Origin of the sequence: Micromonospora sp., from assembly GCF_048594385.1 — a bacterium.
Classification (GTDB): Bacteria; Actinomycetota; Actinomycetes; order Mycobacteriales; family Micromonosporaceae; genus Micromonospora; species Micromonospora wenchangensis.
The window spans coordinates 18,437-34,535 of the sequence record NZ_JBMDWU010000154.1; the positions used below are offsets into that span (position 1 = coordinate 18,437).

Genomic DNA, 16,099 nt, shown 5'->3' on the forward strand with positions numbered 1-16,099 from the left:
AGGCTGGCACCGTGATCGGTGCCGCACGGTGCGGCAGCTCGGCGTGACCCGGCACCACGCCGAGGGTCGGCCCGACCACGGGGAGGGGAGCGTGCCGTGATCTTCAAGGCGGTCCGGGACGGGCGTCCCTATCCGGAGCACAACCTGACGCTGAAGCAGTGGTCGGAGATCCCGCCCCGCCCGTTGCGGCTGGATCAGCTCATCACCACCAAGCGCGAGCTGGCGCTGGACAAGCTCCTCGCCGAGGACTCCACGTTCTACGGCGACCTGTTCCCGCACGTGGTGCAGTGGAACGGTGGCCTCTACCTGGAGGACGGCCTGCACCGGGCGTTGCGCGCGGCCCTGCAGCAGCGCAACCAGATCCACGCCCGGGTGCTGGTCTACAACGGCCAGCCCGAGTGACGCCTGCCTGAGCAGTCGTTAAGGTGGCGGCCATGGGCACCCCGCTTGACCTGCTGGACGTGGACGCCTCGCTGAGCGAGGAGGAGCGTCAGATCCGGGCCGTCGTCCGCCGGCTCGTCGACGACCGGGTCCGCCCGCACGTCGCCGGCTGGTACGAGGACGGCGACGTCCCGGCCCGGGAACTGGCCCGCGAGTTCGGCCGCCTCGGACTGCTCGGCATGCACCTGACCGGGTACGGCTGCGCCGGCGCCTCGATGGTCGCGTACGGGCTGGCCTGCCTGGAGCTGGAGGCCGGCGACTCCGGTGTCCGCTCCCTGGTGTCGGTACAGGGTTCGCTGGCCATGTACGCCGTCTGGCGCTTCGGCGGCGAGGAGCACAAGCAGCGCTGGCTGCCCGCGATGGCCGCCGGTGAGGCGATCGGCTGTTTCGGACTGACCGAGCCCGACCACGGCTCCGACCCGGCCTCGATGACCACCCGGGCCCGCCGCGACGGCGACGACTGGGTCCTCGACGGCGCGAAGATGTGGATCACCAATGCGCCGATCGCCGACATCGGGGTGATCTGGGCGCGCACCGACGAGGGGGTACGGGGTTTCCTCGTACCGATGGACACCCCCGGGGTGACGGCGCGCGAGATCCACCGCAAGATGTCGCTGCGGGCCTCGGTGACCGGCGAGATCGCCCTCGACGGGGTGCGGCTGCCGGCGGACGCCCTGCTGCCCGGCGCGGTCGGGCTCAAGGCGCCGCTGAGCTGCCTGACCGAGGCCCGGCAGGGCATCGTCTGGGGCGCGCTCGGCGCGGCCCGGGACTGTCTGGAGACGGCGCTGTCCTACGCCGGCACCCGGACCCAGTTCGGCCGTCCGCTGGCCGGCTTCCAGCTCACCCAGGCCAAGCTCGCCGACATGGCGGTGGAGTGGAACAAGGGCCTGCTGCTCGCCCTGCACCTGGGCCGGCTGGCCGACGCGGGCACGCTACGCCCGGACCAGGTCAGTCTGGGCAAGCTGAACAACGTGCGGGAGGCGCTGGCGATCGCCCGGCAGTGCCGGACGATCCTCGGCGCGAACGGGGTCTCCGGCGAGTACCCGGTGATGCGGCACGCCAACAACCTGGAGAGTGTGCTCACCTACGAGGGCACCTCCGAGATCCACCAACTGGTCGTCGGGCAGCGGCTCACCGGGTTGTCCGCCTTCGGCTGACCACCGCCGTCACCCGTTCGGGTCGCTCGCCGCGCGCTCGTCGTACGGTGGCCGTACCGTCATCGACAGAGGCACGTGTCTGACGAGGACGGTGAGGGCGATGGCCCGCGACGGTGAAACCCCCCAGAGTGAGTTCCCCGGCTACCCGACCGCCGACACACTGCGCACCCGGTCGGGCGACCCGGTCGACCCCGACACCCCACCGGCCGACCCGCCCCGCTCGGGCGGCGGCCCGGCCCGGGGGCTGCTCTGGGTGCTCGGCGCGGCGGCGTTGGTCGTGGTGGTGCTGCTCGGCACGCAGGTGACCGGGATCTTCCCGGAGTTCCGCAACCCGTTCGCCAAGGAACAGACCGACCGCAGCCAGCCGCCGCTGCTCAAGTCGATCCAGGATCTGAGCCGTTACGTGGCGGCCGAGGGCAACTTCCAGGTCGTGGTCGACCTGCAGAACGACCGCGACAACGTGCCGGAGTTCCTGCTCAACCAGCGGACGCTGTTCGTCGGGGCGGGCAGCGTCGAGGCGTACGTCGACTTCGGCAAGATCGGCGAGGGGGCGGTGGTGCCCTCCGCCGACGGCAAGTCCGTCGAGATCAAGCTGCCCGCGCCGCAGCTCGGCCAGACCAACCTCGACATGGACAAGAGCTACGTCTTCGCCGAGGAGCGCGGCCTGTTCAACCGGATCGGCGACCTGGTCAAGGGCGACCCCAACCGGCAGCAGCAGGTCTACCGGATGGCCGAGGAGCGGATCACCACGGCGGCCCGGGACAGCGGCCTGGCCCAGCGCGCCCAGGAGAACACCCGCAAGATGCTGGAGGGCCTGCTCCGCTCGCTCGGCTACGAGAAGATCACCATCACCTACACGGCCCCCTGACCCGAAGCGCCACCGCCACGCGGCCCCGGTGCCGTGTGGCGGTGGCGCTGTAGGGCGGTCTTGGTGATCAAGAGGTTGGCGTCAGTGTTGATCTCCAAGTTGACGCCAACCTCTTGATCACCGGGCGCAACCCCGCCGGGCGTGACCCCGCCGGGTGACGCCCGGGGCGGTCAGTGGCTGGTGGTTGCGTAGCGGTCCTCGTTGGGCATCAGGATCCACAGCACCAGGTAGACGATCACCTGGGTGCCGGGCAGCAGCAGCGACAGCAGGAACAGCAGCCGGACCAGGGTGGCCGAGGTGTTGAACCGGCGGGCTAGGCCGGCACAGACACCGGCGAGCATGCGCCCCTCGCGGGGTCGGACCAGTTTGCGACTCATCGTCGTACTCCCACTCTGCGGCGATCCGCCGCGCTGCATTCCACGGTAGGAAGGGGCGGCCACCGTGCCCTCCGTCCCGAGGGTGATCCGGTGACCCCGTACCCGTAGGTGGTTACCCGAGTCGACCCCGGCCGACGCCTACCCGCAGCGACGACGGGGTGCGGTGGGCCGGGCGGGTAGGCTCGCCGGTCGACACCGCCCCCATCCCGGGCGGGATCAGCAGGTCACCGGCGACCCCGGCGGCCACGGACCCGGCCGGACCCGGCACCACCCGGGCGACGGCGAGGAAGCGCAGCGATGATCAGTGTCTTCGACCTCTTCAGTGTCGGCATCGGCCCGTCCAGCTCCCACACGGTGGGCCCGATGCGGGCCGGGCGCACCTTCGTCACCGGGCTGAAGGCCGACGGGCTGCTGCACACCGTCACCCGGGTCCGGGCCGTGCTGTTCGGCTCGCTGGGCGCCACCGGCCACGGCCACGGCAGCGACCGGGCCGTGCTGCTCGGCCTGGCCGGCGAGAGTCCGGAGACGGTGGACACCGACAGCGTCGGCCCCCGGGTCGCCGAGATCCGCGCCCGGGGCCGGCTCGCCCTGCTCGGCACCCAGGAGATCGACTTCGAAGCGGACCGGGATCTGGTGCTGCACCGCCGCCGGTCGCTGCCGTACCACCCGAACGGGATGGTCTTCTCGGCCTGGGACGCGGCGGGGGCGCAGGTCCGCGAACGGACCTACTACTCGGTCGGTGGCGGGTTCGTGGTGGACGAGGCGGCGGCCGGGGCGGACCGGATCACGGTGGACACCACCGCCGTACCGCACCCCTTCTCGACCGGTGCCGAACTGCTCGACGTCACCGCCGGCACCGGCCTGTCGATCAGCGGGGTGATGCTCGCCAACGAGCTGTCCTGGCGCAGCGAGCCGGACGTGCGGGCCGGGCTGCTGGACATCTGGCGGGTGATGCGGGAGTGCGTGGCCCGGGGCGGCACCCGCGACGGCGTACTGCCGGGTGGGCTGCGGGTCCGGCGGCGCGCCGCCGAGCTGCGCCGCAGCCTGGAGGCCGACGCCGGCTCGACCGACCCGCTACGCGCGATGGACTGGGTGACCCTGTTCGCGCTCGCGGTCAACGAGGAGAACGCCGCCGGTGGCCGGGTGGTGACCGCCCCGACGAACGGCGCGGCCGGGATCATCCCGGCGGTGCTGCACTACTACACCCGGTTCGTGCCGGACGCCTCCGACGAGGGGGTGGTGCGGTTCCTGCTGGCCGCCGGGGCGATCGGGGTGCTGTTCAAGGAGAACGCCTCGATCTCCGGGGCCGAGGTGGGCTGCCAGGGCGAGGTCGGATCGGCGTGCTCGATGGCCGCCGCCGGGCTGGCCGAGGCGCTCGGCGGCACCCCCGAGCAGGTGGAGAACGCCGCCGAGATCGGCATGGAGCACAACCTCGGGTTGACCTGCGACCCGGTCGGGGGGCTGGTGCAGATCCCCTGCATCGAGCGCAACGCGGTGGCTAGCATCAAGGCGATCACGGCGGCCCGGCTCGCGCTGCGCGGCGACGGGGTGCACCACGTCTCGCTCGACAAGGTCATCAAGACCATGCGCGAGACCGGGGCGGACATGAAGGTCAAGTACAAGGAGACGGCACGCGGCGGCCTGGCCGTCAACGTGATCGAGTGCTGAGGGGCGTTCGTTCACCGACTGCTAACCTGTCGTCCGTTGTTGTCAGGCGGGAGGCGACGGTGACCGCAGGCGTCACGGCGTTGTGGTCGCACCGCAACTCACTGCGCATCCTGGTCAGACGCGATCTCGCGGTGAAGTACCAGCAGTCCGTGCTCGGTTACCTCTGGTCGCTGATCGAGCCGCTGGGAATGGGCGCGATCTACTTCTTCGTCTTCGGGGTGCTCTACTCCGGGCCGACCAACAGGCACCTCGGCGAGGCCGCCGGGTCGTACCCACTGTTCCTGATCACCGGCATCTTCGCCTGGATGTGGACGAGTTCGGCGCTGAGCGAGGCGACCAACGCGCTGACCGGGCAGTCCCGCCTGATCACCACCATGAACGTGCCCCGACAGGTCTTCCCGATCGGCCGGGTCACCGGCCGGTTCGCCGAGTACGTCGCCGGCCTGCCGATCCTGCTGGCCGTCGCGGTCGTCTACGCCGCCAACGGCCGGATCACGCTGGGCTGGTCGCTGCTGAGCCTGCCGCTGGCCGTCGCCGTGCAGGGCACCCTGCTGATCGGGCTGGCCCTGCTGCTGTCCGCGGTCAACGTGCTGATGCGCGACGTGGAGCGGTTCATGCGGCTGGTCATCCGGGTGCTGTTCTACGCCACCCCGATCATCTACCCGCTGAGCCTGGTCCGGGAGTCGGGCATGCCGGGCTGGATCAAGGTGGCGTACGAGCTGAACCCGCTGGTCGGCATCTTCCAGCTCCAGCACGCCATCTGGTACCCGGACGAGTTCCCCGACGCCCGGCTGCTGACCACCACGATCGCCGGGAGCCTGCTGGTGCTGGCGGCCGGCTGGTGGGCGTTCCGCCGGCTCGAACCGGCCGTGCTGAAGGAACTGTAGGTGCCGCCGATCATCGAGGCGCAGGGGCTCGGCATCCGGTTCGTCCGCAACCGGCGTCGGCAGCTCCGGCTGCGGGAACTGTTCATCCACCGGGGCGGGCGGGCCGCCACCGACCAGTTCTGGCCGCTGCGGGACGTCTCGTTCACCGTCGCGCCGGGCGACACGCTCGGCGTGATCGGGCGCAACGGCACCGGCAAGAGCACCCTGCTGCGGCTGATCGCCGGGGTGCTCATCCCCGACGAGGGGCGGATCACCGTCTCCGGTGACGTCGCGCCGCTGCTGGAACTCTCCGCCGGCTTCTCCAACGACCTGACCGGCCGGGAGAACCTCTACCTGGTCGGCGGGCTGCACGGGCTCTCCACGGGCTACCTGCGGCGACACTTCGACGACATCGTCGGGTTCGCCGGTGAGCAGGTGGAACGGGCCATCGACACCTCGGTGCGGCACTACTCGTCGGGGATGAAGGTGCGGCTCGGGTTCGCGATCATCTCGCACCTGCCGCACCCGATCCTGCTGATGGACGAGGTGACCGCGGTGGGCGACGCGGAGTTCCGCCAGAAGTGTTACTCGACGATCGACCGACTGCTCGCGGAGGGGCGCACCTTGGTGCTGGTGTCACACAACGAGAAGGACCTGACCCGGTTCTGCCGTCGGGGGCTCTACCTCGACGGCGGGCGGCTGACCGTGGACGGGACGGTCGCCGAGGCGCTCGACGCGTACCACGCCGCGGTGCCGCGATGACCGTGGCGATCGTGCTCGCCGCCGGTGCGCCGGCCGCGGGCCTGCCCACCGGCACGGGCGAACCGCTGGCCGACCGGCTCGCCGGGCAGTTGCACCGGGCCGGGGCGGACCGGGTGCACACCGTCACCGACCTGCAGGCGCTTGCCGCCCTGGTGGACACCCTCACCGGACCGGTCCTGGTCACCGGAGGCGACCTGGTAGCGCACACCGCCGTACTGCGGCACCTGGCGACCAGTCCGGTCGGCCCGACGGTGGCCCTGGTGCTCACCGACCCGCCGGCCGCCGGCCGGACGCAGGTGCGCGAGGAGCGCGGGCAGGTGGTCGACGCCGGTCCGGAGTTGCCCGACGCCACCGGCGTCTTCGGCGGCGCGGTGCGGGTCGGCGCGGACGACCTGCCGGCGCTGGCCGCCGCCGCCCGCTCGGCGGCCGTCGCCCCGGCGGCCGGTGCCGCCGTGGACCGGCTGTTCGCCGCGCTCACCGACCTCGGCACCCTGACCTTCGCCCACCGGGTACGCCTGCTCGTGGCGCACCGGGTCGCCGACCCGGCCGGGCTGGCAGTCGCCGAGACGGCCCTGGCCGGGGTGGACGAGGACCGGGCGCAGCTGCGGCTGTCGGTGAAGGAACGCGACGACTTCTTCACCACCTACTTCGTCAGCACCTGGTCGCCGTACGTGACGAAGGCGTGTGCCCGGCTGGGTCTGACGCCGACCGGGGTCACCATGATCTCGGTGCTGTTCGCGGTGGTCGCGGCGGTGCTCTTCGGCGCCGGCGGGCGGCCCGCCCTGGTGGCCGGTGCGGTCCTGCTCTACCTGGGGTTCGTGCTGGACTGCGTGGACGGGCAGTTGGCCCGGTACACCCGGCACTTCAGCGCCTGGGGCGGCTGGCTGGACACGATGGCCGACCGGGCCAAGGAGTACCTGGTCTACGCCGGGCTGGGCTACGGCGCGACGCACGCCGGGTTCCGGTACGGCTGGGCGCTGGCCATCGCCGCGATGACCTTGCAGACCGTCCGGCACATGACCGACGCCTGGTACGGGGTGCTGCCCGACGAGGCGGCCCGGCGTCCGCGCCCGGCCGGCCCGGCCGCCGGGGGGATCGGCGGGAAGCTGAACGCCGCCTCGACCCGGGTGCAGGCGGACACCGGCTCGGTGTCGTACTGGCTGAAGCGCACGGTGGTCTTCCCGATCGGCGAGCGGTGGGCGTTGATCGCGGTCACCGCCGCGCTGTTCGGGCCGCTGGTCAGCCTGGTCTCGGTGCTGGTGTGGGGGGTGCTGGCGTTCGGCTACACGGGCGCGTTGCGGACCCTGCGGGCGCGCTGGATGTGGGTGCCGGTGCTGGACACCGTCGACGCGACGCTGCACCGCGACGATGGTCCGCTGGCGGCCCGGCTGCCGGTGGTCCGGCCGATGGGCCCGTTGACCCTGGCGGTGCTCGGGGCGCTCGGGCCGGCGGTGCTGCTGGCGGTGGGGTTGTTCCGGGCGGTCGGCGACGGTGACCCGGGTGGCCTGCGCTGGTGGCTGCCGGTGGCGTTGGTGGTGCTGCTGGTCGCCGGGCTGGGTGCGGGCGCGGCGCACAACGGGCCGCTGGACTGGCTGGTGCCGGCGGCGCTGCGGGCCGGCGAGTACCTGTTCGCCGCCGTGGTCGGGGTGGTCGGCGGGGTGCCGGCGTGGCTGGTCTTCGGGTACGTCTTCGTGCTGACCGTGCACCACTACGACCTGACCGCCCGGTTGGAGAAGCGGCAGGCGGCCCCGCCGTTGCACGCCTGGACGCTGGGCTGGGAGGGGCGTTCGGTGCTGCTGGCGGTGGCAGCGATCGCCGGATTTGCCACCCCTGCCATGGCTACAATCGGTACGTACCTTCTGGTGGTTTTCGTGGCGAGTGTCGTTCTGGCCTGGGTGGTCCTGCCGGCCCGCGCGGGCCGGGCGGCGGCCGTACCGGTGCGGGGTGCTTCGCCGGGCTGACGACGGGGGGCGGCCGGATGACGCTGATCAGCTTCGTCGTACCGGCCTTCCGGGTGCAGGGCTACCTGCGCGAGTGCCTGGACTCGCTGCTCGGCCAGCCGTACCGGGACATCGAGGTGATCGGGGTCGACGACGCCTCCCCGGACGCCTGCGGCGACATCCTCGACGAGTACGCCGCCCGCGACCCCCGGGTCCGGGCGGTACGCCTGCCGCGCAACGTCGGGCTCGGTCCGGCCCGCAACATCGGGCTGGACCGGGCCACCGGCGAGTACGTCTGGTTCCTCGACGGCGACGACCGGCTCGCCCCCGACTGCCTGCCCGAGGTCGCCGACCGGCTCACCGCCACCCGCCCCGACGTGCTGCTGGTCGACCACGTCCGGGTGCACTGGGACGAGCACGCCACCCGCAGCGCCCTGCCGGAGGTCTTCCCCGATCCGCCCGGCGCGGCGACGTTCCGGCTGGCGGAGCGGCCCGAGGCGCTGCGCCTGCTGCACACCGCCTGGAACCGGCTGGTCCGCCGGGAGTTCCTGACCGGCCTCGGGCTGCGCTTCGCCCCCGGCTGGTACGAGGACGTCGCGTTCAGCTACCCGGTGCTGCTGGCCGCCGGACGGATCGGCGTGCTCGACCGGGTCTGCGTGCACTACCGGCAGCGCCGGGCGGGCGCGATCACCCGGACCCTCGACGACCGGCACTTCGAGGTCTTCGACCAGTGGCACCGGGTGTTCGCCTTCCTCGACGGGCGGCCCGACCTGGCCGGCCTGCGCCCGGTGGTCTTCGAGCGGATGATCTGGCACTACCTGACCGTGCTCGGCAACGGCGACCGGATCGCCCCGGCGCTGCGGCCGGCGTTCTTCCGGCGGATCACCGCCGACCACCGGCGCTTCCGCCCGCCCGGCGGCTACCCGGTGCCGGACGGCGGGGACGGGCTCAAGCACCGGCTGGTCGCCGCCGGCCGGTGGCACACCTTCAGCGCGTTGCGCGCCGTCAGCCAGGCCCGGGAGACCACGCGGACGACCGGGCGGCGGGTCCGGCCGGTGGCCCGGCGGACCGCGCGGCTGGCCCGCGACGCGCTGCTGCACGAGTACTACCGGGCCGAGTTGCGCCGGCCGATCGACCCGACGCTCGCCGTCTACGCCGCCTACTGGTACCGGGGCTACGCCTGCAACCCGGCGGCGGTGCACGCCGCCGCCCGCCGGCTCGCCCCGCAGGTACGGGGGGTGTGGATCGTCCGCCGGGACCGGGTCGACACCCTCCCGCCCGGCACCGAGTACGTCGTCGCCGGCACCCGCGACGCCCAGCGGGCGCTGGCGCGGGCCCGCTGGCTGGTCAACAACGTCAACTTCCCGGACTTCGTGCGCAAGCGTCCCGGCCAGGTGCACGTGCAGACCCACCACGGCACCCCGGTCAAGGTGATGGGCCTGGACCAGCAGCGGTATCCGCTCGGCGCGGTCGGGATGGACTTCGCGGGGCTGCTGCGCCGGGTGGACCGCTGGGACTACAGCATCACCTCCAACGCCTTCTCCACCCAGATGTGGGACCGCGCCTACCCGGCGGACTACGTCCGGTTGGAGGTGGGCTACCCGCGCAACGACCGGCTGGTCACCGCCACCACCGAGGAGGTGCGCGCGGTCCGGGCCGGGCTCGGGATCGCCCCGGACGAGCGGGTGGTGCTGTACGCGCCGACCCACCGGGAGCACCTGCCCGGTTACCGGCCGCCGTTCGACCCGTACCGGCTGCTGGACGTGCTGGGGCCGGCCGGCCGGTTGCTGGTGCGCAGCCACTACTTCCACGACCGGGAGGGCCGGGTCCGGCGGCGGGCCGAGGGGCGGGTGGTCGACGTCGGCGACGTCGGCACCGTCGAGGACCTCTACCTGGCCGCCGACGTGCTGGTCACCGACTACTCGTCGGCGATGTTCGACTACGCCGTGCTGGACCGGCCGATCGTGATCTACGCGCCGGACCACGACGCCTACCGGCTGGCCCGGGGGGTCTACTTCGACGTGACCGCCGAGCCGCCGGGCGCGGTCGCGCTGACCTTCGACGAACTCCGGGAGGTCTTCCGCTCCGACGCGGTGACCGGTGCGTCGGCCGAGCGGGCCCGACGGGCGTTCCGGGAGCGGTTCTGCGGCTGGGAGGACGGGCACGCGGCGGAACGGGTGGTCCGGCGGGTGTTTCTCGGCGAATCAGGGTGAGGATCCGGGCGGATCGCCGTACTGGCCCGTAATAGGGCTGTCATCAGCCGAACATGGCACGTTTACCCGATGTGCTAACCCCATGATGCTCGCCACAGTCAACCCGGGGTTCGGCCAAGCTGGGGGAGGAGACGGTGACCACCGTCGCGCTGAAGGACGTCACAAAGGTATTCCCGGACGGGACAATTGCCGTCGACAACGTCAGTCTCGACGTCGTCGACGGGGAGTTCATGGTGCTGCTGGGCCCGTCCGGTTGCGGGAAGTCGACCGTGTTGCGGATGATCGCGGGCCTGGCCGAGCCGACCACCGGTGCGGTGATGCTCGACGGTGAGGTCGCCAACGACCTGCCGCCGCGCGACCGGAAGATCGCCATGGTCTTCCAGGACTTCGCGCTCTACCCGCACATGTCCGTCGGTGACAACATCGGCTTCCCGCTCAAGCTGTCCGGGGTCGAGCCGGTGCCCCGGGGTGAGCGGGTCCAGGACGTGGCCAGCGCGCTCGGCATCGGCGACGTGCTCGGCCGCAAGCCGAGCCAGCTCTCCGGCGGCCAGCGGCAGCGGGTCGCGATGGGTCGGGCGATCGTCCGCCGGCCGGGGCTGTTCCTGATGGACGAGCCGCTGTCCAACCTGGACAGCGGGCTGCGGGCCGAGCTGCGCGCCGAGATCTCCGCGCTGACCCGCGAGCTGGGCGTCACCACCATCTACGTCACCCACGACCAGGCCGAGGCGCTGACCATGGCCGACCGGGTGGCCATCATGCGCAAGGGCGTGCTCCAGGACGTCGGCACTCCCACCCAGGTCTACGGCCGCCCGGCGACCCTCTACGTCGCGGCGTTCCTCGGCAGCCCCCGGATGAACCTGCTGGAGGCGTCGGTCTACGTCCACCTCGACCGGTACGTCACGCTGACTCTCGGTGACCAGGCGCTCTACCTGCCGTGGGACGACATCCGCAGTCGGGCGGTGGCGCACTACCACGGCGAGCGGATCGTGGTCGGGATGCGGGCCGAGGCGCTCACCCCGGTCGCCCCGGACACCCCCGGTGACGTGCTCCAGGGCCGGGTGCGTTACCTGGAGCACCACGGGCACGAGTCGCTTGCCTTCCGCGACATCGGCGCCACCGCCATCATGGTCGACGAGATGAGCGCTCCCGCCGAGGACGCGGTCCCCGGCCAGCGCGGGCTGCGCCGGTTCGGCCAGGTCATGTCCCGGCTCACCGGGCGGGCCACCGACCCGGAGGAGAACGACAGGGCATCCGACGGCAACCGCACCAGCGTGCTTAACGACCCCGGCCGCCACCACCGCCGCCCGGCCGAACTGGCGGTCCGGCTGGCCCCGTACCCGGCGATCTCGGCGGGGCACCCGATGGCGGTCGCGGTCCGGATGGACGCCCTGCACTTCTTCGACGAACGCGGCGACCGGATCGACGTCGGCTGGCGCTGACCCGTCCGGTGACGGGCGCCGTCGTGCGCACGGTCGGCGGGGCGGGGCCGGCTCGGTACCCGGTTCCGTCCGGGCCGGGGTTGCCGGACGGAACCCGCCCGTGCCGTCAATTGGTTGTCGACTATTCGGTAATCGATTGCCTACTCTCGGTGTCTGTGTGAGGTTCGAGGGAACCCCTCCACGCAGAACGGAGCTGTCATGCGCGTGATCCACAAGATTCTCGCGGCCACCGCCGTCACCGGCGCGACCGCGGTGACCCTGCTGGCCGGTGCGGCCCCCGCGTCCGCCGCCGCCAACGGGGTCGGCTACTACTCGGGTTACGGGTCGGGCTCCTCGCCCACGTTCGCCGTCTGGTCGGCGGAGAACGACGCCAAGTGGAAGGCCCAGTTGGGCGGCTTCAACCCCATCATCGACTGTCACACCATCTTCAGCACCAGCACGAAGATCAGCGACTACTACTACACCGCCAGCGTGCAGTTCTACTGCTACAACGTCAGCTGACACGACCTCTCCCGGGCGCGGCGGGGTGCGCCGGCCGGTCGGCCGGCCCTCCGTCCCGGGTGGCTTCCCGTGCCGCTCGCCGGAGCGCGATCCGGTGGCCTTGTCCATAAAGTTACCGGCTAGTAACGTTGGGGCATGTTCATCGACTCGCGCCAGGTGGCGGCCGAGGTCCTCCGGGCCGTGCCGTTCGCCCGCACACTCGCGCTCGACATCGTCGAGGTCGCGCCGGAGGCCGAGGGCGGGGTCCGGGCCGTCGTCCGGCTGCCCGACTCGCCGGCCACCCACAACCACGTCGGCGGCCCGCACGCCGGTGCCATGTTCACCCTCGGCGAGACCGCCTCCGGCGCGGTGGTGATGGCCGCGTTCGGGCAGGTGCTCGACCGTGCGGTGCCGCTCGCGGTCCGGGCCGACATCGCGTACCGGCGGGTGGCGACGGGCGAGGTGCGGGCCACCGCACGGCTCGGCCGCCCCCCGGCCGAGGTGCTCGCCGAGCTGGACGCCGGCCAGCGCCCCGAGTTCCCGGTGGCGGTGGAGATCGGCACCCCCGACGGCACCGTCACCGCCACCATGACGGTCCTGTGGACGCTGCGCCCCAACCGCTGACCCGCGTGGCGGGGGTTTGCCCGGTGGGGGCGCTGGATAGATTCGTAGCGTGCTGGGCCTACCTGCTCATGTGACCGCCTGCCTCTTCGACCTCGACGGCGTGCTGACCCAGACCGCCAAGGTGCACAACGCCGCCTGGAAACAGACCTTCGACGACCTGCTGCGCCGGCACGCCGAGGCCGGCGGCGAACCCTTCCGGCCGTTCGACCCCGGCCCGGACTACCACCGCTACGTCGACGGGAAACCGCGCGCCGACGGGGTGCGTTCCTTCCTCGCCTCCCGGGGCATCACCCTGCCCGAGGGGAGCCCCGACGACCCGCCCGACGCGGAGACCGTCAACGGGGTCGGCAACCGCAAGAACGTCGTCCTGCTGGACCGGATCCACCACGACGGCGTGCAGGCGTACCCCGGGTCGGTGGCCTACCTGAAGGCGGCCGAGCAGGCCGGGCTGCGCCGCGCGGTCGTCTCGGCCAGCGCCAACTGCCGCGACGTGGTCGCCGCCGCCGGCCTGGAACCCCTGCTGGAGGTACGCGTCGACGGGCTGGTCGCCCGTGCCGAGGGGCTGCGCGGCAAACCGCATCCCGACACCTTCCTCGCCGCCGCCGAGCTGCTCGGGGTGGCCCCCGCCGACGCCGCCGTGTTCGAGGACGCGCTGGCCGGGGTGGCCGCCGGCCGGGCCGGCGGCTTCGGCCACGTGATCGGCGTGGACCGGGCCGGCCAGGCCGACGAGCTGCGTGCCCACGGCGCCGACGTGGTCGTCACCGACCTCGCCGAGCTGCTAAGCGGGCCGGCCGCATGATCCGGGAACGCGCCTACCCGGTCGAGCCGTGGCACATCCGGGAGACCCGCCTCGACATGGACGTGCTGGCCCAGTCCGAGTCGGTCTTCGCGCTCTCCAACGGCCACATCGGGCTGCGCGGCAACCTCGACGAGGGCGAGCCGCACGGCCTGCCCGGCACCTACCTCAACTCGTTCTACGAGCTGCGTCCGCTGCCGTACGCGGAGGCCGGGTTCGGGTTCCCCGAGTCGGGGCAGACCATCGTCAACGTCACCAACGGCAAGCTGATCCGGCTGCTCGTCGACGACGAACCGCTCGACCTGCGCTACGGCGAGCTGCTCAGCCACGAACGGGTCCTCGACCTGCGGGCCGGCACCCTGCACCGGGAGATGCACTGGCGCTCGCCCGCCGGCCGGGAGGTGAAGGTCCGCAGCACCCGGCTGGTCTCCTTCACCCAACGGTCGGTCGCCGCGATCCACTACGAGGTGGAGGCGGTCAGCGGCCCGCTGCGGCTGATCCTCCAGTCCGAGCTGGTCGCCAACGAGAACCTGCCGGCGCAGAGCCGCGACCCCCGGGTCGCCGCCGTGCTGGAGTCGCCGTTGCAGGCCGAGGAGGAGCTGACCACCGACGACGGCGGCCTGCTCATCCACCGCACCAAGGTCAGCGGGTTGCGGGTGGCCGCCGGCATGGGCCACGACGTGGACGCCCCGGGCCGGACCACCCTCGAGTCCGAGGGCTACGAGGACTGGGTCCGGACCACCATCGGCTGCGTGCTCCAGCCCGGCGAGACGGTGCGGGTGGTCAAGTACCTCGCGTACGGCTGGTCCAGCCGACGCTCGCTGCCCGCGCTGCGCGACCAGGTCGGCGCGGCGCTGGCCGCCGCCCGGCTGACCGGCTGGGACGGGCTGCACCGGGAGCAGCGCGAATACCTCGACGGATTCTGGGACGCCGCCGACGTGCGGGTCGAGGGGGACCCGGAGGTGCAGCAGGCCGTCCGGTTCGGACTGTTCCACGTGCTCCAGGCCGGGGCGCGGGCCGAACGCCGGCCGATCTCCGCCAAGGGGCTGACCGGTCCCGGCTACGACGGGCACGCGTTCTGGGACACCGAGATGTTCGTGCTGCCGGTGTTGACGTACACCCAGCCGGGCGCGGTACGCGACGCCCTGTACTGGCGGCACGCCACCCTGGAGCAGGCCCGGGAGCGGGCCCGGACGTTGAACCTGGCCGGCGCGGCGTTCCCGTGGCGCACCATCGAGGGGCCGGAGTCCTCGGCGTACTGGCCGGCCGGCACCGCCGCCTTCCACATCGCCGCCGACATCGCCGACGCGCTGCGCCGCTACGTCCTGGTCACCGGCGACGAGCAGCTCGAACGGGACATCGGCCTGGAGCTGCTGGTGGAAACGGCCCGGCTGTGGCGTTCCCTGGGCCACCACGACCGGTACGGCCGGTTCCACATCGACGGGGTGACCGGCCCCGACGAGTACACCGCCGTCAAGAACGACAACATCTACACCAACCTGATGGCGCAGCGGAACCTGCTCACCGCCGCCGACTGCGCGATGCGACTGCGCGACGAGGCCCTCGACCTCGGGGTGTCCGAGGAGGAGGCGGCCGAGTGGCGGGACGCCGCCACCGCCATGCACATCCCGTACGACGAGGACCTCGACGTGCACGAGCAGGTGGAGGGGTTCACCCGGCTCCAGGAGTGGGACTTCGCGCACACCCCGACCGAGAAGTACCCGCTGCTGCTGCACTACCCGTACTTCGACCTGTACCGCAAGCAGGTGGTCAAGCAGGCCGACCTGGTGCTGGCCATGCACTGGCGGGGGGACGCCTTCACCGACGCGCAGAAGCTGCGCAACTTCCTCTACTACGAGCGGCGTACCGTGCGGGACTCGTCCCTGTCGGCCTGCACCCAGGCGGTGCTCGCGGCCGAGGTGGGCCACGCCGAGCTGGCGCACAGCTACCTGCGGGAAGCCGCGCTGATGGATCTGCACGACCTCAACGAGAACACCCGCGACGGCGTGCACATGGCGTCGCTGGCGGGGGCCTGGATCGCGCTGGTGGGCGGGTTCGGCGGGCTGCGCGACCACGACGGCGAGCTGTCGTTCGCCCCCCGGCTGTCCAGCCGGTTGAGCCGGTTGGAGTTCTCGTTACAGTGGCGGTCGATGCGGCTGCGGGTGGACGTCCGACCGCACCAGACGACGTACTCGCTGCGTAACGGCGGCCCGGACACGGTGGTGGAGCTGCGGCACCACGGCGAGACCGTGCGGGTCACCTCCGCCGCGCCGGTGACCGTGCCGGTGCCGCAGCGCCACGGGAGCGGCCCGGCACCGGAGCAGCCGCCCGGCCGGGCCCCGCTGCTGCGGCTGCCCGAGTCCCCCGGCTGACCCCGCCGACGGGTCGCCGGCGCGACCGCGCCGGCGCCCCGCCCCCCGCAACAGGTCGGGGGGGCCGACCTGGGGGCCGGTGGGGGGTCGGCCACC

At 72.5% G+C, this 16,099-nt stretch carries 14 protein-coding genes; 13 read left to right on the top strand and 1 reads right to left on the bottom strand.

Annotation, left to right across the window (positions count from 1 at the left end):
- Nucleotides 1–96: 96 nt before the first annotated feature.
- From ACOJTC_RS07910 to ACOJTC_RS07920, 3 genes are all read left to right on the top strand, one after another.
- Nucleotides 97–402: a type II toxin-antitoxin system VapB family antitoxin gene (locus tag ACOJTC_RS07910; protein WP_088643534.1), complete on the top strand. Its 306-nt coding sequence runs from the start codon at nucleotides 97–99 to the stop codon at nucleotides 400–402.
- A gap of 32 nt (nucleotides 403–434) precedes the next feature.
- On the top strand, nucleotides 435–1,598 hold the full coding sequence (locus ACOJTC_RS07915; protein WP_420116346.1) for an acyl-CoA dehydrogenase family protein: 1,164 nt from the start codon (nucleotides 435–437) through the stop codon (nucleotides 1,596–1,598).
- A 100-nt stretch (nucleotides 1,599–1,698) separates the two neighbouring features.
- Nucleotides 1,699–2,466, top strand: coding sequence for a DUF4230 domain-containing protein (locus tag ACOJTC_RS07920; RefSeq protein ID WP_420116347.1), 768 nt, complete (start codon nucleotides 1,699–1,701; stop codon nucleotides 2,464–2,466).
- 170 nt (nucleotides 2,467–2,636) lie between these two features.
- On the opposite strand, the gene ACOJTC_RS07925 is transcribed toward ACOJTC_RS07920, so the two are convergent.
- Nucleotides 2,637–2,843 (bottom strand): PspC domain-containing protein, encoded by a 207-nt coding sequence (locus ACOJTC_RS07925; protein ID WP_204925876.1) that lies wholly within the window; start codon nucleotides 2,841–2,843, stop codon nucleotides 2,637–2,639.
- 297 nt (nucleotides 2,844–3,140) lie between these two features.
- Here ACOJTC_RS07925 and ACOJTC_RS07930 point away from each other — a divergent pair, with 297 nt between their 5' ends.
- The 10 genes from ACOJTC_RS07930 (at nucleotide 3,141) to ACOJTC_RS07975 (ending at nucleotide 16,003) form a co-directional block, all read left to right on the top strand.
- A complete protein-coding gene (locus tag ACOJTC_RS07930) occupies nucleotides 3,141–4,511 on the top strand; it encodes an L-serine ammonia-lyase (RefSeq protein WP_420116348.1) in 1,371 nt (456 codons plus the stop codon).
- Between the two features lie 59 nt (nucleotides 4,512–4,570).
- Entirely contained in the window at nucleotides 4,571–5,398 is an 828-nt protein-coding gene (locus ACOJTC_RS07935; protein WP_420116349.1) for an ABC transporter permease, read from the top strand.
- Nucleotides 5,399–6,139, top strand: a complete 741-nt coding sequence (locus ACOJTC_RS07940) for an ABC transporter ATP-binding protein (protein ID WP_420116350.1) — start codon at nucleotides 5,399–5,401, stop codon at nucleotides 6,137–6,139.
- Nucleotides 6,136–8,100 carry a DUF5941 domain-containing protein gene (locus ACOJTC_RS07945; RefSeq protein WP_420116351.1) on the top strand — a complete coding sequence of 655 codons (1,965 nt, stop codon included), beginning with the start codon at nucleotides 6,136–6,138 and terminating at the stop codon, nucleotides 8,098–8,100. Before ACOJTC_RS07940 ends, ACOJTC_RS07945 begins: the two co-directional genes overlap by 4 nt.
- Before the next feature lie 17 nt (nucleotides 8,101–8,117).
- Nucleotides 8,118–10,292 carry a bifunctional glycosyltransferase/CDP-glycerol:glycerophosphate glycerophosphotransferase gene (locus ACOJTC_RS07950; protein WP_420116352.1) on the top strand — a complete coding sequence of 725 codons (2,175 nt, stop codon included), beginning with the start codon at nucleotides 8,118–8,120 and terminating at the stop codon, nucleotides 10,290–10,292.
- A 134-nt stretch (nucleotides 10,293–10,426) separates the two neighbouring features.
- Complete coding sequence (locus tag ACOJTC_RS07955; RefSeq protein ID WP_420116353.1) at nucleotides 10,427–11,731, top strand: ABC transporter ATP-binding protein; 1,305 nt, start codon at nucleotides 10,427–10,429, stop codon at nucleotides 11,729–11,731.
- A gap of 198 nt (nucleotides 11,732–11,929) precedes the next feature.
- Nucleotides 11,930–12,232: a hypothetical protein gene (locus tag ACOJTC_RS07960; protein ID WP_420116354.1), complete on the top strand. Its 303-nt coding sequence runs from the start codon at nucleotides 11,930–11,932 to the stop codon at nucleotides 12,230–12,232.
- Between the two features lie 135 nt (nucleotides 12,233–12,367).
- Nucleotides 12,368–12,835: a DUF4442 domain-containing protein gene (locus tag ACOJTC_RS07965; protein WP_420116355.1), complete on the top strand. Its 468-nt coding sequence runs from the start codon at nucleotides 12,368–12,370 to the stop codon at nucleotides 12,833–12,835.
- Between the two features lie 49 nt (nucleotides 12,836–12,884).
- On the top strand, nucleotides 12,885–13,634 hold the full coding sequence (locus ACOJTC_RS07970; RefSeq protein WP_420116356.1) for a beta-phosphoglucomutase family hydrolase: 750 nt from the start codon (nucleotides 12,885–12,887) through the stop codon (nucleotides 13,632–13,634).
- Nucleotides 13,631–16,003 (top strand): glycoside hydrolase family 65 protein, encoded by a 2,373-nt coding sequence (locus ACOJTC_RS07975; protein ID WP_420116357.1) that lies wholly within the window; start codon nucleotides 13,631–13,633, stop codon nucleotides 16,001–16,003. Before ACOJTC_RS07970 ends, ACOJTC_RS07975 begins: the two co-directional genes overlap by 4 nt.
- Nucleotides 16,004–16,099 lie beyond the last annotated feature (96 nt).

Bases quoted from the DNA above. Each gene is read 5' to 3' on its own strand.
- ACOJTC_RS07915 (WP_420116346.1), top strand. From the start codon at position 435: ATGGGCACCCCGCTTGACCTGCTGGACGTGGACGCCTCGCTGAGCGAG.
- ACOJTC_RS07920 (WP_420116347.1), top strand. From the start codon at position 1,699: ATGGCCCGCGACGGTGAAACCCCCCAGAGTGAGTTCCCCGGCTACCCG.
- ACOJTC_RS07925 (WP_204925876.1), bottom strand. From the start codon at position 2,843: ATGAGTCGCAAACTGGTCCGACCCCGCGAGGGGCGCATGCTCGCCGGT.
- ACOJTC_RS07930 (WP_420116348.1), top strand. From the start codon at position 3,141: ATGATCAGTGTCTTCGACCTCTTCAGTGTCGGCATCGGCCCGTCCAGC.
- ACOJTC_RS07945 (WP_420116351.1), top strand. From the start codon at position 6,136: ATGACCGTGGCGATCGTGCTCGCCGCCGGTGCGCCGGCCGCGGGCCTG.
- ACOJTC_RS07950 (WP_420116352.1), top strand. From the start codon at position 8,118: ATGACGCTGATCAGCTTCGTCGTACCGGCCTTCCGGGTGCAGGGCTAC.
- ACOJTC_RS07960 (WP_420116354.1), top strand. From the start codon at position 11,930: ATGCGCGTGATCCACAAGATTCTCGCGGCCACCGCCGTCACCGGCGCG.
- ACOJTC_RS07965 (WP_420116355.1), top strand. From the start codon at position 12,368: ATGTTCATCGACTCGCGCCAGGTGGCGGCCGAGGTCCTCCGGGCCGTG.
- ACOJTC_RS07975 (WP_420116357.1), top strand. From the start codon at position 13,631: ATGATCCGGGAACGCGCCTACCCGGTCGAGCCGTGGCACATCCGGGAG.